General features: G+C 35.5%; 14 protein-coding genes and 1 riboswitch. Of the genes, 2 read left to right on the top strand and 12 right to left on the bottom strand.

Annotated features, from left to right (window positions below; genetic code table 11):
* Positions 1 to 217: 217 nt before the first annotated feature.
* Complete coding sequence (locus GCQ56_RS04180) at positions 218 to 724, bottom strand: DUF3124 domain-containing protein (RefSeq protein ID WP_152733122.1); 507 nt, start codon at positions 722 to 724, stop codon at positions 218 to 220.
* A 371-nt stretch (positions 725 to 1,095) separates the two neighbouring features.
* On the opposite strand from GCQ56_RS04180, the gene GCQ56_RS04175 reads away from it, so the two are divergent.
* Together GCQ56_RS04175 and GCQ56_RS04170 are read left to right on the top strand one after the other, a co-directional pair.
* Positions 1,096 to 3,777 carry an NB-ARC domain-containing protein gene (locus GCQ56_RS04175; RefSeq protein ID WP_152733121.1) on the top strand — a complete coding sequence of 894 codons (2,682 nt, stop codon included), beginning with the start codon at positions 1,096 to 1,098 and terminating at the stop codon, positions 3,775 to 3,777.
* Between the two features lie 541 nt (positions 3,778 to 4,318).
* Positions 4,319 to 4,702, top strand: a complete 384-nt coding sequence (locus GCQ56_RS04170) for an HU family DNA-binding protein (RefSeq protein ID WP_152733120.1) — start codon at positions 4,319 to 4,321, stop codon at positions 4,700 to 4,702.
* Between the two features lie 183 nt (positions 4,703 to 4,885).
* Here the strand turns inward: GCQ56_RS04170 and GCQ56_RS04165 are convergent, their stop codons facing one another.
* The 11 genes from GCQ56_RS04165 to GCQ56_RS04115 form a co-directional block, all read right to left on the bottom strand.
* The gene (locus GCQ56_RS04165; protein WP_152733119.1) at positions 4,886 to 5,320 is read right to left on the bottom strand and encodes a hypothetical protein; all 435 of its coding nucleotides are present in this window, start codon (positions 5,318 to 5,320) and stop codon (positions 4,886 to 4,888) included.
* A gap of 539 nt (positions 5,321 to 5,859) precedes the next feature.
* Positions 5,860 to 6,822: a hypothetical protein gene (locus tag GCQ56_RS04160; protein WP_152733118.1), complete on the bottom strand. Its 963-nt coding sequence runs from the start codon at positions 6,820 to 6,822 to the stop codon at positions 5,860 to 5,862.
* A gap of 112 nt (positions 6,823 to 6,934) precedes the next feature.
* Complete coding sequence (locus GCQ56_RS04155) at positions 6,935 to 8,338, bottom strand: BT_3987 domain-containing protein (protein WP_227005983.1); 1,404 nt, start codon at positions 8,336 to 8,338, stop codon at positions 6,935 to 6,937.
* Between the two features lie 25 nt (positions 8,339 to 8,363).
* Entirely contained in the window at positions 8,364 to 9,506 is a 1,143-nt protein-coding gene (locus tag GCQ56_RS04150) for a DUF1735 and LamG domain-containing protein (RefSeq protein ID WP_152733117.1), read from the bottom strand.
* A gap of 6 nt (positions 9,507 to 9,512) precedes the next feature.
* Complete coding sequence (locus GCQ56_RS04145; protein WP_152733116.1) at positions 9,513 to 10,577, bottom strand: glycoside hydrolase family 18; 1,065 nt, start codon at positions 10,575 to 10,577, stop codon at positions 9,513 to 9,515.
* Positions 10,578 to 10,583: 6 nt separating this feature from the next.
* Positions 10,584 to 12,161: a RagB/SusD family nutrient uptake outer membrane protein gene (locus GCQ56_RS04140; RefSeq protein ID WP_152733115.1), complete on the bottom strand. Its 1,578-nt coding sequence runs from the start codon at positions 12,159 to 12,161 to the stop codon at positions 10,584 to 10,586.
* A gap of 120 nt (positions 12,162 to 12,281) precedes the next feature.
* Positions 12,282 to 15,581: a SusC/RagA family TonB-linked outer membrane protein gene (locus GCQ56_RS04135; RefSeq protein WP_152733114.1), complete on the bottom strand. Its 3,300-nt coding sequence runs from the start codon at positions 15,579 to 15,581 to the stop codon at positions 12,282 to 12,284.
* A gap of 205 nt (positions 15,582 to 15,786) precedes the next feature.
* Positions 15,787 to 16,776, bottom strand: coding sequence for a FecR family protein (locus GCQ56_RS04130; protein ID WP_152733113.1), 990 nt, complete (start codon positions 16,774 to 16,776; stop codon positions 15,787 to 15,789).
* A 165-nt stretch (positions 16,777 to 16,941) separates the two neighbouring features.
* On the bottom strand, positions 16,942 to 17,523 hold the full coding sequence (locus GCQ56_RS04125) for an RNA polymerase sigma-70 factor (protein WP_152733112.1): 582 nt from the start codon (positions 17,521 to 17,523) through the stop codon (positions 16,942 to 16,944).
* Positions 17,524 to 17,898: 375 nt separating this feature from the next.
* A complete protein-coding gene (locus GCQ56_RS04120) occupies positions 17,899 to 19,395 on the bottom strand; it encodes a PepSY domain-containing protein (protein WP_152733111.1) in 1,497 nt (498 codons plus the stop codon).
* Positions 19,396 to 19,478: 83 nt separating this feature from the next.
* A complete protein-coding gene (locus GCQ56_RS04115; RefSeq protein ID WP_152733110.1) occupies positions 19,479 to 22,007 on the bottom strand; it encodes a TonB-dependent receptor in 2,529 nt (842 codons plus the stop codon).
* A gap of 129 nt (positions 22,008 to 22,136) precedes the next feature.
* Positions 22,137 to 22,356: riboswitch (cobalamin riboswitch) on the bottom strand.
* Between the last annotated feature and the right edge of the window lie 27 nt (positions 22,357 to 22,383).

The following is a 22,383-nucleotide window of genomic DNA, read 5'->3' as shown; positions in this document are numbered from 1 at the left end:
TTTCTTTCCCTATAAAGGTAGGTGCTAAATTTATCAAAAAAATAATACCCGATAGTATCTAAAAAGCGCTATCTGAATTTACATCCTTTAATTAGAATCATTCAAAACCTCTCGTTTTGGAATTATTTTATAAAACTTAAAATAAGATAAAAGTACAAATCTGCCACCCATACAAACAAAAAAGCGATTGCACTCTAATGTAATCGCTTTTGTTTTTTTATCGCTCAATTCCCTGAGTAGTGAAGGACAAGCCCTGTTGACCACTGGTGGAAATCATGACCGCTTCGAAGACTGGTGCGTGTGCTGTTGGTGTGGTAGCCCAATTGAAAATGAAGTTGGCACCCGTGCCTCCCTCCTTGTCTTCCTGACCAATGACTACCTCGATGGTTTCCATGGGCTTAATGTAGACAGGCTTTTGAATGTAGGAACGAATTAAATCTCCATGAGTATTGTAATAGTCGGCTTTCATTAGAAACATGGTATCTGTAGAACTGATGTTTCTCATGCTAATGGTTGCCGTTAAATCGTAGGTCTGACGATCCGAAAACTGGTAAATCTCCGAGTAAACCGACAAGTAGGAACTGGCTTGTTTCAAATCGGCAATTCGCTCTACCGAAGCCCTTCTCTCCTCCCAGTTAACTGGCTCAATGAAGTTTTTCTTTCTTTGCTCATCGCAGGATGCAAAAAATAGGATGAATACAATAAAACAAGCAAACAGTTTCATAGGCTACAATTTAATAAATGAGTATAAGACAGGTTCTACTACCAAATATACCCATTCTAAGTTTGGAAATGAACTGTTTAGTAATACAATTGCTTAAAAATTAAGTTCCCTTCCTATTTCTTCACAAGCCCATCTCCACTCCTTTTTTCACTCTCCTCACACGTAAGGAGTCAGTCAATGAAATTCTTGCTATAAATTTATTTTTTGTTTACTAATTATTATTCGTTTTGTTTTCATAACTTTGATCTAATAAAATGATGACCTTATTTAAAAAGGTGAACACTAACCTATAAGGTTTGTATTATTCACCCGCTAACCAATTAGGGTACAGACAAGTAAAAATAAGGATTTACAAGTAAACAATAGACAGAATGAATTATATTTTAGCAAACATTAACAAGAAGATTAAATTACAGAAAACTTTACAGAAAAAACATGAACTTAAAGTTTTGTATCAGTCTAAAATTGAATTTTATTTAACTTTATTTCTTGGATACTTGTGGAATAAGAATTTAAATAATTTACCTGATAACGAGAAAGAATTCATAATCAATTGCATTTTAAAACCTTCTATCGGTAGTGTTGTAAATTTATTAAGAAAACTTGATAATAAACCGGAACTTTTTGGAAACAAAAAATTAAAGAAATTTCAAGCTGCTATAAATGAATACCCTAAAGTTCGAAATTCTAGAATTGGTCATGGTTATTCTTATGAAGATGATATTGATGACATATTGAGTGTGTTAGAAACTTTAATCGAAAATATTGAACAGGCACAAATCGAAATATTCAATGATTCAGATATAATTCTAGTTTTAGGTCAAAACAATGGAATTTATCAGGGTATTAATTTCAAGGCAGATGGTAGTGATTATTCTTTATGGACTTGTCCAACACAACTAGGGGAATTTAAAACTGGTGATTGTTATTTATTGGACTCAAATAATGATTATTTCCGTTTGTCCCCATTTATAAGAATAAATGAGGAAGGAGAGTGTTATATATTTTCCTCTATAGATGAAAAATTAACAGGTCGAACTAAGTTTAATAAACTGTTAAAAACTGAAGTTCTAAATATAGACCTTCCTGAGTTTGCCAATATAGTTGTAAGCCAAGATAATTATAAAAAGAAGTCTGGTAATGGTACAATAATAAATATATATGAAAACAATTATAAAGAATATATTGAAGTAGGTATTACAGACCATATTATAAAATTCTTAAGTAAAAATAAGTCATCTGTCTTTGCAACTCTTTGGGGTCATGGAGGTGTAGGAAAAACTGCTTCTATTCAGAATGCATGTGATATTTTATGTAATCGTGAGAATAAGATTTTTGACTATGTTTTATTTCTGTCTGCAAAAGATAGATTTTATAATTATTATAAAGGTAGAATAGAAGATATTGAGGATAGCATTTCATCACTAGAACAAATTATAAGGTATACTAATAGAATAGTTTATAATGAAGAATCCCCAGATGAAACAAAAATACTTTCATATGATGGAAAACTTTTAATGATTATTGATGACTTTGAAACTTTCTCAAAGACAGAAAAAGAGAATGTTACAAATTTCATCAAGAGACTCGACATAAATAAACATAAAGTTATTATAACAACAAGAGCAGCAACTCTAATAACTGGTGAAGAAATTAAAACAGGAGAACTAGATGTTGATCAGACTATTGTATTTCTAAAAAAAGCTCTTGAAGTTGAACTTTCAGTTCATGTTTCAGAAAGTTTTTCAAAAGAATTAAAGAAGCGTTCATTCCAAGAAAAAATACATGAAATAACCTCTGGACGTCCATTATTTATTCTCCAATTTGCAATTTTACTTGCTCAGAAATCTGATTTAGAGGCAGCTATGCTGTGTGAAATAAATAAATCCGAAGCAGCTAAGAATTTTCTTTACAATAGAATTTATGATTACTTATCATTAGAAGCTAAAAATCTATTTTTGGCGGTTAGCTTACTTGTTAGTGAGGATGATCTGACAGGATTGCTTGAAAATCTAAAATTCATTGTAAATAGAGAAGATCAGGAAGATGAATTTCAACTTTCACTAAATGAATTGATTAAACTGAAAATATTAGTTGTAGAGGATAAGTTTTTTCGTGTATATTCGTCAGAGGTATACAGAATAATGAAAGAACATTATGAGAATAAAGGTGAGGAATATGATGGTAATATTACTAATCGTTTTAATCTAATAAATAATGATAGAAGTGTCGGTACAGAAATGGCTCTTTTAGAACATGCTGATTCTAGTCGTTTATTAAGTGATGAAGCTGAAATAGAAAATAATTATAAACATATTCTTAAAAGAGAAAAAAGTCCATTATCCATAAAGTTAAAAGCTCTAATAAACTTCGCAACTTATCTAGTTTCTTCAAAAGGTAAGTCAGAGAAAGCATTAAAATTATTTGAAGATCACTCTCATATTTTATCCAAATCACCAGAGTATATTAGTAAATATTCATCATTTGCTTGGTCTAGTGGAGATAGAGACAATAGATATAAAGCAGTAGATATAATTATTGGTTATTTGAAGTCTAGACCACGTATTTCTACTGAAATATATTTAGAATTTTTAGGTAATCTTATGACCTATTTATCGATTCTTGTTGTTAACGAAAGAGACGAACTTAAAACACAAAAAAGATTTAAAGAGGTGACAACAGAAGAATATCGCATAATTTATGATGAACAACGAATTCGTTTCTTTGAAATTTATAAGTATCCTGGTATGCGTCTATTTAATTTGATTAAGGAAACTAGTTTAAAAACTCTAACTCCAAATTGCCGTAATTATGTTCTTGATGGATTAACTCACTTTATTGAAATTTGTATTCGCACGAATAATTGGCAACAAGGGAAAGAGGTTTGTGAAAAGGTTTTTGAAGAATTGACAGAGAATTATCATAAACCTTTCGTATTTAAATATTCAAGAATTGAATCACTAGAAAAACCAGAAGAAAAAATAAATCCATTCGAACGAATGGCTGAATCGGATTTAGCCATTAAACTTAAGATGGCGCTCGAAACAAAATAAGAAGACCCTAACATTTTGTATGAGCAATGGCAAGTAATGTGCAAATTATCAAAGTTTGAACAGAAATTACCACGCCATCTGTAACTACTCATCCAATTTGTCGTTCCAAACTAAAGACCTCCCATCCGAGGTCTTTTTCATTTCCCATAATTTCACCGTCACTTTCATCCACTTGGTCGATAAAGTCGTCCTGTTTGTATTTTTTTTTACTGTTCAGCTCAACTTGACAGGCAAATTATTTTTATAGTAAACAAAAAGGACTTAAATTAAATACTGTTTTATGAGATATTTCTCTTTATGAGGGAATTGAATAAAATAAGGTAACCCATCGGCTGGTCATCAACCGGGTTTTGAACTTTGGACAGTCACTCTTGGAAGATGAGGCCGATGGGCCCTTGCAATTTAACCTAAATATGCAGTATTTAAATGATCTCAGGTACAATTTATTCCCAAAGGTCGGTTTCTTTTGATCAAGCGATTTTTTTGAATAGTTACAGACAATTGTTCGAGACGAATATTGCTATTTTAAAAGTACATTGATATGTCAATAGATTATAAAGTTATGGAAAAAGGCCAACCCGGAGTAGTAGGTGGTGGCGTTAAAAAATTCTATGCTCAAATTGTAAATGGTAAAGAAGCTACTATTGATGAGATTGTAGATGATATTGAAAAATTTAGTGCATTATCCGAAGCAGATATCCGAGGTGTTATTATTGCTCTTGAAAACGAAATTCAGAACAAGTTGGCACAAGGTAGAATCGTTCGACTGGAAAAGATTGGTAGCCTATACCCATCAATCAGTAGTAAAGGCGAAGATACTGCCGATAAGGTAAGCGCTGCTTCTATTAAAAAGGTAGGCGTAAATTACCGCGCTGGGACTCGTATTTTAAAGAGTATAAAAGATGCTGGATTTCACAAAATCTAGTCCCAGGCAAAAACCTTCTGTACTTTGACACAAAACCACCTTAGGTTTCACTCAAAAGCACGCGTGCTTTTGCCAATCATTTTGTTTTCGTCTGTAACAAACAAAAAAGTAAGGGATTTCTAATCAGGAATCCCTTTAAATTTGAACATCTTATTCACTTCATTCTCTAGGATCAACATTTACCTACCGTCGATCTACATAAAAAGTAAGAATAGCATGTGATGATATCCCATTCTCATCGAGAACTTGCGTGTGGAATTTGTAATTGCCCGGTATGGCATTTCCATTTACAACTAATTTTAAGGATACAATAACTTCCTCCTTATTGCAAAGGATAGTTTCATTTGTAAAAATCTCTTGTAAGGAAGAGGAAAAATACTTGCTGCAATTTAGCTCTGAAAGTCCACCCTTCTCTAAATGCATTTGATAAGTACTTATTTTTTGATTGCCTGTAAGTAATATTTTAAGGTTTAGGCTATCGTTTGGGTGAACGATGTTAAAAGGCATTGGACTTAGAAACTGTATGGTATTTTCGCTTGTTTGCCTCTGTTTTTTGGCTTTCCCAGCTAGTACTACAGTTGTAAAAAGTACCATTCCTACTAGTAGAATATACTTCATGTTGGGTTATTTAGGTTATAAGTTAGGTTGAGTATTAAAGGTAGTAAAAAAAAAGAGCAGAGCACGAGCAATCGGGGTTGATTTTACTCGTAGCGCTCCACCCTTTTCATTGTATAATTAATACCAAAATGAGACATGCTATTATCTTATTTTAGTGCCTTTGCTCCCAATTCCATACTGAATTGGAGTCATATCTTAAACCAAAAAGAGTTCACTCTATAATGGGAATTCCTATTTTCATTATCAATTGTAGTGCTTATTCCTTTACAAATTCATACCAATTGAAAAAACAAAATCTTCTTTTGAAATGAACCTCTAATTTCAAGACAAACAACACTATCCTATTGATTTACTTTAAGTTCAGATTAACTCAACAATTTCAAATAAGGCAATAAGTATCTATATCAGGTGTATCTTACCTAAAAACAGATGTATTTTTTAATGTAAAAAGAGAAGATCAAGGGCAACCAGGAACAATAAGATTGCCCTTGAATTTCAGAGTATACTCATATAACGAGACAATGAGTTATATGTGTAATTTAAAGGTTAATATTCTGACACAAATGACCGAAATTCAACTTCTCATCTTTTATGTAGGAGTACACAGCCCAGACCTTATTGCCATCGTTTTTGATGATTTCAACAGTAACAGACTCTTTTAAGGTAATGCCTGCAAAGTAAAGATCAATGTCTAATACTCCATCAGATTTAACCCCAACCGACTTGTCGCCAGTGAAAAACAACTTATAGTAATAGCCATAACTACTATTCAATCCAATCATGGTCATTCCATCAACATACGAGCTTTCTTCACTTAAATAATACTCGTGCATATCATTGGTGTTGAAAATATAACGACTCTCTTCATTCGCCATAATCTCTTCCAATTCTTTAGCATCGTAAGGAATCGTAGTAGAGCTGATTGTTACCGGAATATCCAATGTCAATCCATAAGAATCCGTTAAGGTAATTGTTGCTTCTCCTTTTTTAGTCGCCACAAGTACAATTTCACTGTCATTTTCAATTGTTGCCGAAACGATTTCACTTTCGGTGCTCACTTCATAATCTCCATTCCCTTTTGTAATCGGAATTCTCATGGTTTTAGGATGTCCCAAAGGCATTTTAACCATAATTTCAGTCGACTCCACTTCAAGCACATCGTAAAAAGCCACTACATTTAATTCCTTGTATTGACTATTTTTATCTGAGATAATTATCGAAGTTCGTCCTCTTGACAAAGCACTTAAGGTAAGAACATTGTCTGCAAGTTCAACCGATACAACATCCGGATCTGAAGAAAAAGCATGATATTCTCCTCCTCCTTGTGTAATTTTTACATTCCCGGTATTGTCCACTTTCACATCTACCGTAGATTTCTCAAGAATCAATTCGCTTACTTCCTCTGTTGGCAGAATATCATTATCATCGTCGTCGTCGCAGGCAGTAAAGCCCAAAGGCAAAACCATCACCAGCAAATACAACAGTTTATTTCGTAATTTCATCTGTTTCAGTTTTATTATTAAATTTTAAAGCCTCTCCCGATATTGTTCCCGGGAGAACACTTAAACAATTTCAACCTGGTAAAAAAGGAGATATCAAATCCCTTTTGTAATTCTACCAGTCTTTCTTAAATGGCTTTTCATCGTACACCAATTCATCATCGAACAGCTTGTCGGCAATGCTTTCCATTGCTTGTTTCTGACGATCGAAATTGTCTCGGAACGGATCCATAGCAAAAATCATATGCGAGCCATAACCATCGTTACGCATGTTTTCCAAATTTGAATCAGCAGTCCAATAACCACGATTGAATTCCTGAGAATACAAAGCCATTCCTGATTTTGGCATTCCCGGATAATTCGAGCTTAAATCTGAACTTCCACCGTAATCATGAATACCATAATCAACAAAAGTACCCGATTGCTGACCATCAATATCTGGCAAAGATGATGTAGATCCATAAGCATAGGCACAAACCAATCGATCTGGCATAGCTTGTTTTACCTCGAAACAAAGACGAGAAGCTGCTGCCGATGATGGAGATACAAATCCTACAGGAGCCGGGTTTTGATATGCTGAATACTCATCATCAACAAAGATTCCATCTAAGTGATAAGAGTCGCAAACCACTTTCAATTCCTGAGCAAAAACTCTTGCCGTTTCATCAGCTAAGTTCGATACTCCTGCACGGTCGTGATTTCCTAAGATACCCAGTACGATTTTCATTCCTCTGTCCTGCAAAGGCTTTAAATATTTCTCTCTGTTATCTAAAATGTGCTGAACATTAGGATTGTTGTATACATATACTTTACCCGTTTCGTTGTTGTAATTGATGTTGGCAGAGAAAAGAATAACAATATCGATTAATGGCTTCCCACTCTCTTTCAGTGTAAAACACAAGTTGTTCAATGGATTGGTATCATTCACCTCCATACAACTGATAATCTTTATTCCACTAGCCTTGTCAACCGTAGGAATCGTGCTTAAATCTTTCACAAAAATCAGATAAACCGATTCTTTTTCAGACAATTTAATGCTACCTGATTTTACTTCAACACGAACTGGAATTACATAGGTTTTCTGAGCACTTAAAGCATCGGATGTTGCAAATTGAACCAATGCTTTTCCAGACTTATTACTTCCCTTTTTCAATTGAAAGTCACTATTGAAACTTACCAATTCCTTAGGAAACAATTCATATTCTGTACTGTTTTCATCGTTGTAAGCATGAAGTACTTCCTCATCGAATTTCAAATTGGCTACCACATCGCTCTCCGCATTTTTTGAAGATGCCAAATACATTTCTGCCTGCCCCTGATTGCGAAACTCTACCATTGCGGTTCCACGATTTCCTGCATTGTTTACAAGGTAAGCAATGGCATCGGAGCTTGTTGTGTATTGATTTTCATCAACACTTGTAACATCAATGCTATCATCGCAGGCAGTAAAAAAGCCCATCATTGCAATGGCAGCAGTAAGTATCACATTTCTTTTGAATGATATATTATATTTCATCATTTTTCTGTTATTAATTACACTTCCATTACTCACCCGGTGCAGGCAAAGTAACCGGAGTCCATCGTAAGGTAGAATTTGCTACTGCATTATTTCCATTTCCAGTATGATCTTGAACTGAAAGAGCTGATTCATCATCAAATTTCCAGTAGGCAACCAAACCTTCCGAAGCTGGATCTACATAATATGGATTGGCTGCAATATCTTCCTTGCTGCGAACCACATTCCAAATTCTACACTCCGAAATTTCCCCTGCCAGGTATCTTTCATCAGCCCATGAACGACCAATGCAGAATCCGCTTGTTCCACCTTGTCCAAGGTTCACATCACCTAAAGATTTGGTAGTTTCGGACTGCTTGCTTCCGTTCACGTAAACAATCATTTCTCCCGTAGCTGAATCGTAAGTTAAAGCAATGTGTACCCATTCGTTGGTTGGTAGACCTTTGTTAGAATCTCCATCAGGGAAATTACCATTACTTGTTGCTACCTGAATTTGATTGCTTGGAAATCCGGCATCTCCTAAACGAATTAAGAATTGTCCTTCGATCCCCATAACGGTACTAATCATTCTATCAAAATTGCTAATGCGAACTAAAGCTTCCATTGTCAGTTGAGACAAATTATTACAAACATCAGGGTTTGTCCAGTTCACAGTCAAATAGTTCTCTTCGATATCAGCTACCACATTAATTAAGGCAGCACCTTTAATCACATAATACAATGTTCTGGCACTTTCCAACACTTCGATATCTTGGCTATCCATGCTTACAGGCAAAACATATACAATCTCCCGATCCAATTGACTCAAATCCTTAAACAGAACTTTTATCTCTTTCGAAAGAACATTACCAGCAGTAATACTTACCGTATTTTCAGGTAATGAATAGTTTTCAGCAGGTAGCATTTCTGCATTGTCGTAATAAGCTAAATTATAAGTAGCTACCAATGCCGGATCAATGTTGTAATTCACAATAATATCCTGCATGCTTGGTTTTGCAATAGCAGCCTGAATGCTTTTTTCAACATCATTTACTCCTGCTTTCACCAATAATTCGCTGGTTTTAGAAGAACTACTTACATATACTTTATTGTCGAAATCATCATCCGAGCCATCGCAGCCAAATGAAAAAATCATTAAAAATAAAGCTGCATATAATATATAGTGTTTCATTTCAATTTAGTTTTTAAGTGATGGATTAATGTTATCTATCGCCATTCTGGTGTAATGATAAACACGCTCCGGACTAAAGAAATCATTACTCACATTATTAATCCCCATACCTGCAACTGTGAAACCTTCATGCTCAGAAGCCACCCAAACAGAGGTGCCTTCAACAGAATGAGTTTCACCATCAGCCCAATATCCAGTCTTCATATCCGCCGGATCAAGAGAAATAGTTTCTGCAGTAACAATAAATCTGTCGGTTGGTACTCCATCAACAGCTGCAGAATAAATGTTGTAGCTTAATTTTGAACCGTTACCAGCAGCATCACATGGTATAATAATGTATTTGCAATCAGGTAAGAAAGTCTTATCTAAAAGGTTTTGAGGTTTTCCCTGGAACAATACCATTTTATCCTCATTTCTAGAGCTCCAGTCTTTCAAAATACCTATAAAAGCATTGTGATAACTCATGTACTCTTTTTTCTCAAGATCAGTCATATGAAGAATGCTTTTTCCCTCATAAGAGAAACATACCCCATCGTAATTGTACTTGTTCACCAAAGCAAAAGAGTTGTGCAAACTGTCTACCATATAATTGATAAAAGTTGGCAGTGGAGATGTAATCTCTTCGCCTTCTTCTTTCGCCTTGTCCTCTGCATCTTTTAAAAGCGTATAGCTTAATTTAATGGCATCGAAACCAATGGTAAATACAAATTGGGTTCCTTTGTCCTCTCTTGTTTCTTCCATTTCTTCCATTTCTCTTTCCACCAAACTGTTAGGATAGAGTATGGAAACAATATCAGTACTATCAGGAATCACATTGATATGTTGTGCACGATTAAAAGGCTGCTTTTCCTTATTGTCGAAACTCACAAAAATGCATTTATGATCCGAGTTCTTATAAGCTCTTAAGCTTTCCAAATAATCTGCATAAAGTGCAGGGTTTTCATCTTCGATACCTGGCTGGTTAATATCCAATGTTTCATTTTCTGTCCAGTCTTCGCAAGAGCTAAACAGAAATGAAGCAATCAGACCCATTCCATATAGTGCAAATTTATATTTTGATATATTCTTCATGTTCTGCTAGTTTTTATTCTTACAATCCCACCATACTTTAGTAGCCATATTATCAAGTCCACCTAACTTGTCGATAGCACCCTGCAAATTGATCGCATTTTCCTTGTACTCTCTTAAAGGATAAGGTAAACGACGAGCCATTTCAGCACCATCAACAACACCATTGCTCTGGTTGTATGGCACTTCCATTAAACGAGGATATCCGGTACGACGAAATTCAGACCATGCTTCATGACCCAATGGGAAATTGGCAATCCATTTCTGTGTAATGATGCGCTCCAAACCAAGTTCGAAATCATCCGCATCGTTCCATTTAATAGTTATGGAAGCAGGAACGCCAGTGTTATCATTCGCTCCAAGAGGATCCTTATAGTTTTCAGGAATACTGGCAGTATTCTGAGCATAAGCATCAGCACCAGAAACACCCCATTGGTTGAATGACAATTCGATACCCTGATTGTAGAAATCATTGGCAGAACCACCCATATTCCAACCGCGTAATGCACCTTCAGCTTTTAAGAAAGCACTTTCCGCAGCATTCATCCAAAGCAACTTATTGTTTGATTCACCAATGTTCATGTTGCTGTACTTGTGAGCTGTTGCCGATGATGCAATGTTAATTCCTGATCGTAAACCATAGTATCCATTATCAAATGCAGGATTATCAGTATCCTCGAAAGCACTCATGGTGAAATACTTTTCTCTACGTGGATCTGCATATCCATTCATATAAGAAGTAATGTCGGCAGAAACACGTGAATCACCTCCATTGTACTCATACATTACTACTCTAAATGGTGATTTAGCAACCGTATTGTATGCATTGTCATCGTTGGTAGACATGCATCCCACCTCATGATTTACTGCCTCTTCAGCTTTAGTTTGAGCTAAAGTTGGATTGGCATAAACAATTCTCATGGCCAATCGCAATTTTAAAGAGTTGGCAAACTTAATCCAGTTCAACACTTTACCATCGAAAACCTTATCAGCATAAGGGCTAAAATCAGACGTTTGATTAGGTGTTAACACCTCAATCGCATGATCTAATTCTTCCAACATTTTACTATATACATCTTCCTGCAAATCGTAAGGAGCTTCCAATTTTCCATCTACTCCAATTTGAGAGTAAGGAATGTGGCCATAAATATCTGTAACGCGATGTATGGCTGCTACTTTAATAATTTCTGCTACCGCCAAAGGAATTGGATCGGTGGTAACAGCCTTTAACTGTACTTGATTGGCATATATTTTTGGAATAATATCATTAAATGGAACCTGAATCCAGTGTTGCTCAGGATTATAGGTAGCATAGTTCTTTCCAACAAATCCGGAATTTGAATCTGCTAAGTATCCTCCAAAAGAACCTCCAAGCAAGCATTCGGTAAACTGATTTAAATTTACATCCGCAGGTATTACATAACCCTGCATCGCCACCATTGCTGCCCTTAAACTATATGCATCATACTGCATTTCGTCATCATTGGCATCGTATGGATTGGTATTGTAATCCTCATAATTCGAAGTACAAGAAGTACCCAATAAAATCGAAGCAGAGAACAACAAATTTATAATTGATTTTTTCATCCGTTTATAATTTATTTTTATTTATCAGATGGAACTCTCGATGAATTTTTATCATACTTCTGTGAGTAAGTTAGTATGCTAAAATTCATGTTCGTTTCATAATTATCATGATTAAATTGCTTAGAATTTAACTCTCACATTAAAACCATAACTACGTTGGCTCGGCATCATAAAATAATCTATTCCCTGGTAATAGTTACCTGTAGAAGCAACTGATTCAGGATCGAATGGAGCTTTATTGTAGAACATAAACAAGTTTCTTCCAACCAATGTAAATGTCACATCAGCAAAATTATAGAACTTATCTTTTGTAAGAGTGTAACCGATACTTGCCTCTTGCAAACGTACATTTGTTGCGCTATAAGTATAAAATTGAGGAATACCCGATTTTGCTCCGATTGTAGTATACCATTTTTGGGCATCAACCATATCGCCTCCATTTACAACTACCCCACCATTATCGCGAGCATTAGCTGAAGCTTCAGAAACACCATAACGATCTAATGTAGCCTGAGTTGCAGAATATACAATACCACCTAAACGAGCAGATACCATAAACCCAAGGTTGAAACCTTTGTATCTAAAATCATTTCTCCATGCCATATTCGCATCAGGAAATACCGATCCCAACTTTATGTCTTCCACATTGTACTCTGCAGCAACATTTCCATTCTGATCTACGAAAATTTTCCCGTCGCTATCACGCTTCAAATCAGCAATAGAGTACAAATCTCCAAGACCTCCACCTTTTTTCAAAATGAATCTGGCATTTGATAAACCACCAATATCCAAACGATCTTTGGTGATCACTGCTTTTGTCTCAGGATGGACATAATTGTCAACTAATTCTGAAATCTCATTCTCATTAGAACTCAATGTGAAATTAGAACTCCAGGTAAAGTCATTCCAAGTATTTTTATATCCCAAAGCAAGCTCAATACCTCTATTTTTAACACTACCAGTTTGAACATACAAAGTAGAATAACCAGAAGAAACTGAGATTTGAGGATCGAAAGTTTGATTGAATGTTTTTGTGCTGTACAAACTCACATCCAAATCGAAATGTTTCATCAATTTAGCCGTTAAACCAATTTCCCATGATTGGGTTCTTTCCGGTTTTAAATCGTAAAGAGGATAATGTGTTTTGGTTTCCCATACTTTATTGGCATTGTCCCAAGCGTAGGTTGGATTTGCTAAAAAGCGCGCAAAAGGAAGACCTACTGATGCATAAGAAGCTCTAAGCTTTGCATATTGAATTTGCATTGGTAATTCGAATATCTCAGACAAAACAAATGAAGTACCAATTGATGGATACATGAAAGAACTCTCATTTGAATGAGGTCCTGCCAATTGAGAAGCCCAATCGTTACGACCGGTAAGAGTTAGGTAATAAGCTCCCTTGTAGCCCAATTCAGCACTTGCAAAAACCGATTTGGTTTGATCGTGCCACCCCGACTGCTCACGTTTCGTGGTTACATCGTCTAACTGATATACATTAAATAAATTTGGAATACCATCGGCACGAATTGGTCCGCGATTCGACAATACATCCTCTTTCATATCTGAATAGGAAACCCCAATATTTGCTTGAAGCGAAAAATCTTCAGTAAAGTTCTTGTTGATATTCACAAGAAAATCGGCATAAGTTTGCTTGGCTTCATTTCTGGCAATTCCATACAAACCATTATTCGATCCTTCGGTAAGAGTTCTGTTAGATGTTGCGTATAATTTCTCAGTAAAATCATTAATCGAATTATCAATACGAACACGACCTCCAAAATTCAACCAACTTAAAGCATCGTAGCTAAAACCAGCATTTAACATGTAACGATTCTTCTTGTTCTCGCGTAAGTTTCTGTGAGCAATCCAATATGGATTTTGTCCAGCAAACTCATCAATACCTTGTGGCCAATATTGAGTATAAATCTTACGAGAAGAATCATATCGCTCATACATTTTTATATCATCCCAATCATCGCCACGAGGGAAAAGATATGCTGTCACCAATGGGTTGGCATAAACCCCTTGATTTACCATATTCATATCTTCTTGTTTGATGTATGAACCACCAAAATCAATTTTTAGTTTGTCATTCAAACAACTGGTTGTATTTCTAAATGTAAAATTCTGTCGATCGTAACTATTGTTTGGAACAATACCTTCCGAATCGATCGTACTTGCAGATAAATAGGTTTGGTTCTTGTCTGTTCCAGTAGAAAATGACATCGAATTTGTGAACACCATTCCTGTTTCGAAAAAATCATCCTTGGGTGAATAACCCATTCGGTTAGCATTATTCAATTTATGTCCCCAACTTTTATCCAAAACCTGAACATCCGAACTTAAATCTCCCGTTCCATAAGAATTCTGGAAATCAGGCAATGCAAAGGTTTGCATCATTTCAACATTACTAGTTAAAGTTAAAGAGGTCGAACCTGCTTTTCCTTTTTTAGTGGTAATTACAATAGCACCATTGGATGCATGACTACCATAAAGAGCTGCTGCTGCTGCCCCAGTTAAAACCGATACACTTTCAATGTCCTCAGGATTGATATCTGCAATCGCTTCTGTAGATCCATTGGATCCAAATTCAGTCTCGCCAGCACCACCAAAATTAAACATTGGCACACCATCGATTACATACAATGCATTACTCGATTGAGCAATGGTTTTTGTACCACGCATGATAACTTTACTTGCTCCACCTACTCCGGAAGAACTGCTGTTGATGTTTACACCAGCAACTTTACCTGAAAGTGTATTTACAAAGTTGGCATCCTTATTTGAAACAATATCCTCACTGGATACTTGCTGAACATTATAACTCAATGCTTTTGTGGCACGCTTGATTCCCAAAGCTGTAACAACAACCTCGTTCAACCCAACAACAGAAGGAAGTAATACAACATCAAAATACTGAGATTTTGTAATTGCAAATTCCTGATCTTCATATCCAATAAAAGTAATGGCCAATATTTCTGAAGTGCTTCCTGTCAATTCGAACTCTCCATCAATATTTGTAATTGTCCCATTAGTGGTTCCTTTGATACTTACCGATGCTCCAATTATGGTTTCACCGGATTCATCCAAAACCTTACCCTTAAGTTTTACTTTTTTCTTTGCTGTGGTCTGATTCTTTTCAGTATCTTTTTTAGCTACCGTGATAATATTATCTTTTACTATACATTCAAAGCCTTGTCCTTCAAATATTTTATTTAAAACATCTGTAAGTTCAACTTCTTTTGCTTTGTAATTCACACGCTTATTCATATCTATATCACTGGTATTCATAGAAAAAGAATAATTGTGCTTTGTTTGTAGAACTTCAACAGCTTCTTTTATTGTTAAGTTCTTGAAATTAACCGATATTTTCTGTGAAAATATGGGTGTAATCCCTCCAAACAGCGCTATAATCAACATTATTATTGATTTTTTCAATCTTAACTGCGCCAGATTGAGGTTTCCTGAAATTAAATTCATATTCTTGTAATGTTTTTTAGTTTGTTAATTAGAATTTAACTGAAAAATTTAGGTGGAGAATGTACGAGATTCTCTGCCTTTTTCTTTTTTGGTTAGCGTTTCTTCATTGGCAATTTTCAAGATTTGGGGTTATACTTCATGTTTTTCATTTTATGTATATCATATTGGCTTTTCTTTCTATTATCATCTTTTCATTCGCATTTAAAGCTGATAATATTTCGTCCAAACTTTCATTGTTAACAAACATCGAGTAAAAGCGTTCCTTTTTAAGAGATTCATTCTCGATGTTGATTCTTACATCAAAATATCTTTCGAGAGCCACTGCAATTTCACTTAAGGATTCATCCATAAAGTAAAAACCTTTACTGTTGTACCATAGCTTACGTGTTGCAACAATAAAATCGCTTTTTTGTAATTCTCCTGTACTTTTCGAATACCTCACAATCTCGCCAGGCTTCAATAATTTTGTCTTACTTTCTCCTTTATAAAAAGCGTTCATCCGAACCGAACCTTCCATCAAGGATACCGCTATATGCGAATCCTCGCTATACGATTTCACATTGAATTTCGTACCTAAAACTTCAACTGTCACCTCTCCTGCTGACAAAACAAATGGGCGAGATTTATCTTTTGTTACTTCAGCATATGCCTCACCTGCCACATATACCTGTCGAAGAGAATTATTAAATTTCTTCGGGTAAATTAACTTGGTTCCTGCATTCAACCACAACTTAGAACTATCAGGTAAACAAACCATTTTACTTTGTCCGTATGGCACATACTCTTCTACCCATTCTTTAGGATTGGTTGTCTCTGTATAAAAATAAAGACTCGACAATAGAATAGGAATCAACAAAACTGCCGCGGCAATTCGATACCATTCCCCAAATCTTCGCAAAACAGAAGGTTTTTCACCTTTATCATACTCATGCAAATGGACGGCTTTCTCAAATTTTTCAAATGCTCTATTGACAAGGCGATCATCCTTATCAACATTGATCTCATTCAAGATCTCCATAAGCAAAGCCTCATCCCGACTTTCATCTTGAATCGCAGAAATCCATTGCTCAACTTCAAGTGCTTGCTGAGGCGTGCATCGGTTATAATAGTAATTTTGTAATTGATCTTTCGTCATATGGTTCTAAAAAATGCATCTTTTAATCGGTCGACATTAATAGAACGAATCAGGAAGGGGTACTACGCAATGGAAAAGAGTTTTTTTTTACTTTTTTTTAACATTTAGTAATAGCAGACGAAAAGACCACTTGTAAAACACTAAATATAAACACATAGAAAGGAATTAAGAACAAACTAAAATTCCTTCAAAATTTATAAATAAGAAGAGATAATACAGAGGAAGGTTTTTTCTGATGTCTTGCAATGCTAAAAACAGATGACGTTCAATGGTTCGAACTGATAATTGTAACTGTTCAGCAATTTCCTTATTAGAAAGCATTTTTTCGCGACTCAGCTGGTAAACTTTTTTACGTTGCTCTGGCATTTTTGAAACAATACCAGCCACACATTGAGTCATCGTTTGTACATCCATTGATTCTTCAAAATCTTCAACAAAAACTCTATGATTTTCCTGAACTTCCTGATGCGATTCATTTGATTTTAACCTAAAATGATCACGAACTTCATTCTTTGCCAAAACATATAAATAATTGTGAATGGATTGATTGGGGTTAAGTTTTTCACGATTGACCCAAACTTTCATAAATATATTTTGTGTAATGTCTTCGGCTAACCAAGCATTCTTAATCATTCCTTTTATAAAAGAATGAAATAAAGTATACTTTTCATCGAATAGTTTTCGAAAGGAGTTCATGTCTCCTTTTATCAACCCTTCAACCAAATCACGATCATAAAAATCATTCATTACACTATACTAATTGTGGGAAATTAACACACAAACGTAGAAAATATTTGTAAACTTATACAATGCTTAAAAATATTATTGCCTATTATAAAGCACTAATACTACTGATATCGATAGAATTAACTCCATTGATCTTATAAGAAAAACTCAACTTTTCCATGAGAAGTAAATAACTCACAACTTTCATTATTTCAACATCATAAAAACTATTTTAGAGACAGTTAAATAAATTTAAACATTAAATAATATGTGTTAATTAGTAATAGTGATGTCGGTAATTAATATTTCCTTATTAGCTTCTTATTTATATTGATTTTAAACAATTAAAATCTACAGTCTGTTTCTGCAAATACTAATTATTTATTCAACGATTAATTAAACATTCTGCCCAAGTTCTGGTTTGCTAATTTTTCCAATCACTTTTTTCTTTATCCATTTAGCTCCTAAAACCACTCCCGAAACACTTACAAAAGTACCGCCCAACGACAGAAAAATTAGGATGAACTTTCGCAACCATTCGTGTTTTGCTAGAAAAGGAAAATCGAAAGTGTGCAAGCCACTATACAACCAACGGCGCCATCGGGTATTGGTGTTGTAAGCAGAAAGTATATCGCCTGTGCTTGGATGAATGTATAGACTAGTATGATCCTCATCCTTAAAATCGATTTTCCAGACAGGCAAGGGATGATTCCTTTTTTTGGAGTGCTGATAGTAAGCATCGTATTCCTGCAGTAAACTGATTTGCTTTTGCTGCTTGGAAGAAATTTGATCGAGATATTTCTTCAAGTCTACTTCTGTATATGTTGCCTTTAATTGAAACCTATTGGCGCTTAACTGATACACATGCGGTACATTAAAATCATTACCATATACCCACAAGCAAGGTTTATTCATTACGGTTTTCCAAAGTACTTTTCTAATATCTTGTTCCGATTTTAAAATGTCTGCCAAATTCATCTGCTGTGGAAATTCTCTCAATTGCAACTCTTGCCTCCACATACTGCGTGCGGAAGATTCGGAATGTACGGGAGCCATCCATTGAGGAATATCGCTTACCGAAACCAATCCACTTAAAATAAAAGTGAAGACAAACACACCAAATACAAATCCGGTGATGTGGTGCCACTTGTACCAAAACTTCTTATAAGGTGTTAATTCTGATAAGGTTTCTTTTTCTCTTCTTCGTCTTAGTCGAAGAATACCCGCAATTAATCCTGTGATACTCACCAAAACACCAATGCCCGAAATCCAGGCGACTACATCGAGCCACAAGCCGGTTTTTAGTCGTAAGGATTTGAAATAAATCCAATGCGGAATGGCGCCCAATCGGGCTGCCCATCGGCTGGCGCGATCGGTTTCCTGAACAATACTGCCACTTTTAGCCGACACATAAAGCCTGCTAGCCTCTTCATTATCTACATAACAAAGGTAAAAAGGCAATAAAGGGCGATAGTATGACCAAGGCATCCACTGATCAAGCTGTTCTCTTTTCTCAACTTTTTGAACCTGGCTACCACTAAATTTCTCTGTTAAACGAATGGCTTGTTGTTTAGATATTTCTGGAATCTCCTCTAAGCTAAGAGCAGAATATACTTTCTGACTTCCTCTCCCCTTTGAACACCTGTAAACGGGTTCTCCATTCATTTTTTCCAGAGTTACAATTCCGGTAAAATCGGATGGTGGCAATTGAATGGCTGCCAAATCTCTCTGGCTAAACACCTCCAGCTTATCGAAAATCTTTTCTTGTGGAGCATGAGGAAAACCAGCATAAATGAGCACAAAACCCGATAAAAACCAAATCAGGAACATTAAACTGAGTAGTGTACCCGTAAAATTGTGAATCTGGATCAGAATATTTTTTAATCTTTTCATGATAGATGTATAAGCTACCAGCAATCAGCTGTACATCTCCAGCTATCTGAAAGCTGCTCGCTGTGTGCTGATAGCCGATTAAATTAAAAGTCCATACCAATGGTGAAATTGGTATTACTCACCATTCCCGGAATATACTGATTGGAATACACCGAGCTTGAATAGTAATTCTTATCGAACAGATTATTCACCTTCAGCTTACAGTATATCTTGTCTTTACGATAAGAAAGTGATGCATCGAACAGGCAATATCCAGGCAGACTGTAGGTGTTTGAGCTATTTACGTACATTTTATCATTGTAATCAATACCAAATCCTAGGCTAAAATCTTTAAAAGTTCCTTTTTGAACTGAATAGTAAGCCCAGGCAAACACATGGTTTTTAGGATTGTTTCTGATATAATTTCCCTGTTTAGAATTTTGAAATTCGTTATCGGAGAACTCTCTGTATTTGGCAATATTGAATCCGTAACCAGCAATAAAACTCAAACTTTCCAGTAGCTTGTAATTCAATTCCAAATCGAAACCTTTAGAATCTACAACACCTACTTGTCCGTAAATCTTTTTCTCATCTTCTGATTTTCCCAAATACTCAACAATATTGTTCTTTTTAATGTAGTAGATACTACCATTAATGTGGAGCTTGGCATTGCTTTGGTATTTAAATCCAGTTTCTAACTGGTAACCATCTTCGGCTTCGAACACCTCTTTTCCATCTTTTGGGGTAAACTCTTTCCCATCCTTATCCAAGTAAATATAGTTCTCGTTGAGCACTGTTCTTTTAGGTTTGAAGAAATTGGCATAAGAAGCATAAAGCGATAAATTTTCAGATGGCTGATAAACCGTTCCCAAACGATAAGTAAAGGAGTGATTGACAATGGTTTTTTGTTCCGTTTTATCGGTGATATTTCTTCCACTACTAATTATCCCAGATTGATTCCCCATATCGAAACGATCGTATCTAGCACCAATCAACACTTTTACTTTCGAAGAAATATCCATTAAATCCTGGAAGAAAAAACCATGTACATTTTCATTGTAAATCTTTACTTTTGAAAATTTAGTTTGCAAATCACCTTGATTCAAAACAGGATCAACAACAGCCACTTTTCCAAGTAATCCTTCTCCTTTTACATCCTTATTTTCATAGATTGGATCATAAACATTATAGCCACTAAATGATTTTCTATCGATATACATGTAAAAATAACCTGCATTAAAATTATGCTGCATACCAGCAAAATCAAACCTGGTGCTATAATCTACAGTATTTTGCAAAGTTTTAGTTTCGTGCGAAAAGCGCAGTGGGAATGTTCGTTGAATGGTATCCAGACAAATGTATTTTTTCGAATCACCACTCATATAATAGCTATCGTAAATTGCCTCATCAGAAGTCAAATAAGACAATTCCTCTGTCGAGAAATAGTCAATCAAGTCATCGGAATAGGCCGTGTGAATCTGTAGTTTAGAATTCTCACTCAGCTTTCTTGTATACTTTAGCGAGACATTTACATTCTCATGATCCAGGAAGTCAGCCGGATCGTTGTAGCGTTGCGATCGATCAAAGTTTTTTGGCAATTCTCCTTGTTGATACAACAAATTATCGTCCTGATCGAACACATCATACTTAACCGATGGCAATCCGGTTTCAGTACCATAGGTATCGTTATTACCAGCCAATCTAAATTCAAACAAATCGCTCTCACTCAATTCATAATTCAAAGCCAAATAGGCATTTAAAGTCTTATCTTCGGCATCTCTCCAGCCTTCAGTATCGGAAAAACCAGTATCAAAACGATAAGATAACTTGTCATTAATGCTATTTCCAGTTCCAAGTTGAACTCTACGTGTGTCCCAACTTCCATAACTCGCAGAGAAATTCCCTTGAAAATCTTTCGTTGGTTGTTTACGAACCACATTTAGGATACCCCCTACTGCGGTATGTCCATACAGTACAGAGGCAGGACCTTTTAAAAATTCAATACGTTCAACCGTAGCCAAAGAGGTAAATGGTGCACTATTGGAGAAGTTCATTCTCTCATCACGCACACCATCCAGCATGATAACAGGAGCTCCAAAACCTCTCATGGTAAAGGTTTGGAAACCTCCATAATTCACCAATGGCTTCACTCCTGTGCTATACTTTAAGGCTTCATGAATACTATTGGCATCGGTTTGTTCCAATAAATCTTTTCCTACCGAAGATGTGGTAAGTGGAATGTCTTTCAAGGGAGCGGCAATTTTCACCACATGCTCGGTTTCTCTTACAGCTTTGGCAGAGACATTTACTCCATCAAGAACGGTAATGGTTCTTGTCATTTCAACTTTAATTGCCTTGTTCTCTTTGCTTGAATCAATAGAGAACTTGCAATTTTCATATCCTACAAAGGAGATACTTAGTTGGTAATTGGCAGATTGAATGTCTTTGAATTGAAAACTTCCATCTTTCTGTGAGGTGGTTCCCAATTTCAGTTCTTTTAGATACACATTGGCACCTTCAATTGGTTTTCCTGTGTCTTTGTCGAGTACAACTCCATTTAAATTTTGTTGAGCCCAAATAATGGCTGGCAAACACAAAAATGTGATCAACAATAAAATCGATCGTTTAAGCATGGTCTTGTTTTTTTGATAAAAAAAATAAATACAACACCTTGCCTCCACACCACCTAATAATGGCACAAAAAATAAATATCGAACTCGCGCGTCTGTTCAATACATATACTTCGGTTCCCGGAAGCAAAATGCAAATAGTTGTCGTTTGGCAGGTCTCCTGACTTTTCTCAATTGTTACAGCCTTCCCCATAATTCTACAATCATGAGTGGCTTGTGGAGTAACAATTCTATTTCGCTTCATGCAAAATGAGAATTACAGTAGCGGGTACTGTTCCGGATTTTCACCGGATTCCCTTTTCATTCTATCATCCGAAAAGATGAATCGAACACCAAATTCGAGACAAATGTATTACTTTTTTTATGAGATCATGAAAGA

The organism is Marinifilum sp. N1E240 (genome assembly GCF_009295825.1).
Taxonomy (GTDB): domain Bacteria; phylum Bacteroidota; class Bacteroidia; order Bacteroidales; family Marinifilaceae; genus Marinifilum_A; species Marinifilum_A sediminis.
The sequence above is the reverse complement of the archived record's forward strand: the minus strand, read 5'-3'. Positions and strand labels throughout refer to the sequence as shown.

What these genes read in the sequence shown, in the direction of transcription:
- GCQ56_RS04180 (WP_152733122.1), bottom strand. Translation starts at nt 724, where the DNA reads ATGAAACTGTTTGCTTGTTTTATTGTATTCATCCTATTTTTTGCATCC.
- GCQ56_RS04175 (WP_152733121.1), top strand. Translation starts at nt 1,096, where the DNA reads ATGAATTATATTTTAGCAAACATTAACAAGAAGATTAAATTACAGAAA.
- GCQ56_RS04170 (WP_152733120.1), top strand. Translation starts at nt 4,319, where the DNA reads ATGTCAATAGATTATAAAGTTATGGAAAAAGGCCAACCCGGAGTAGTA.
- GCQ56_RS04165 (WP_152733119.1), bottom strand. Translation starts at nt 5,320, where the DNA reads ATGAAGTATATTCTACTAGTAGGAATGGTACTTTTTACAACTGTAGTA.
- GCQ56_RS04160 (WP_152733118.1), bottom strand. Translation starts at nt 6,822, where the DNA reads ATGAAATTACGAAATAAACTGTTGTATTTGCTGGTGATGGTTTTGCCT.
- GCQ56_RS04155 (WP_227005983.1), bottom strand. Translation starts at nt 8,338, where the DNA reads ATGATGAAATATAATATATCATTCAAAAGAAATGTGATACTTACTGCT.
- GCQ56_RS04150 (WP_152733117.1), bottom strand. Translation starts at nt 9,506, where the DNA reads ATGAAACACTATATATTATATGCAGCTTTATTTTTAATGATTTTTTCA.
- GCQ56_RS04145 (WP_152733116.1), bottom strand. Translation starts at nt 10,577, where the DNA reads ATGAAGAATATATCAAAATATAAATTTGCACTATATGGAATGGGTCTG.
- GCQ56_RS04140 (WP_152733115.1), bottom strand. Translation starts at nt 12,161, where the DNA reads ATGAAAAAATCAATTATAAATTTGTTGTTCTCTGCTTCGATTTTATTG.
- GCQ56_RS04135 (WP_152733114.1), bottom strand. Translation starts at nt 15,581, where the DNA reads ATGTTGATTATAGCGCTGTTTGGAGGGATTACACCCATATTTTCACAG.
- GCQ56_RS04130 (WP_152733113.1), bottom strand. Translation starts at nt 16,776, where the DNA reads ATGACGAAAGATCAATTACAAAATTACTATTATAACCGATGCACGCCT.
- GCQ56_RS04125 (WP_152733112.1), bottom strand. Translation starts at nt 17,523, where the DNA reads ATGAATGATTTTTATGATCGTGATTTGGTTGAAGGGTTGATAAAAGGA.
- GCQ56_RS04120 (WP_152733111.1), bottom strand. Translation starts at nt 19,395, where the DNA reads ATGAAAAGATTAAAAAATATTCTGATCCAGATTCACAATTTTACGGGT.
- GCQ56_RS04115 (WP_152733110.1), bottom strand. Translation starts at nt 22,007, where the DNA reads ATGCTTAAACGATCGATTTTATTGTTGATCACATTTTTGTGTTTGCCA.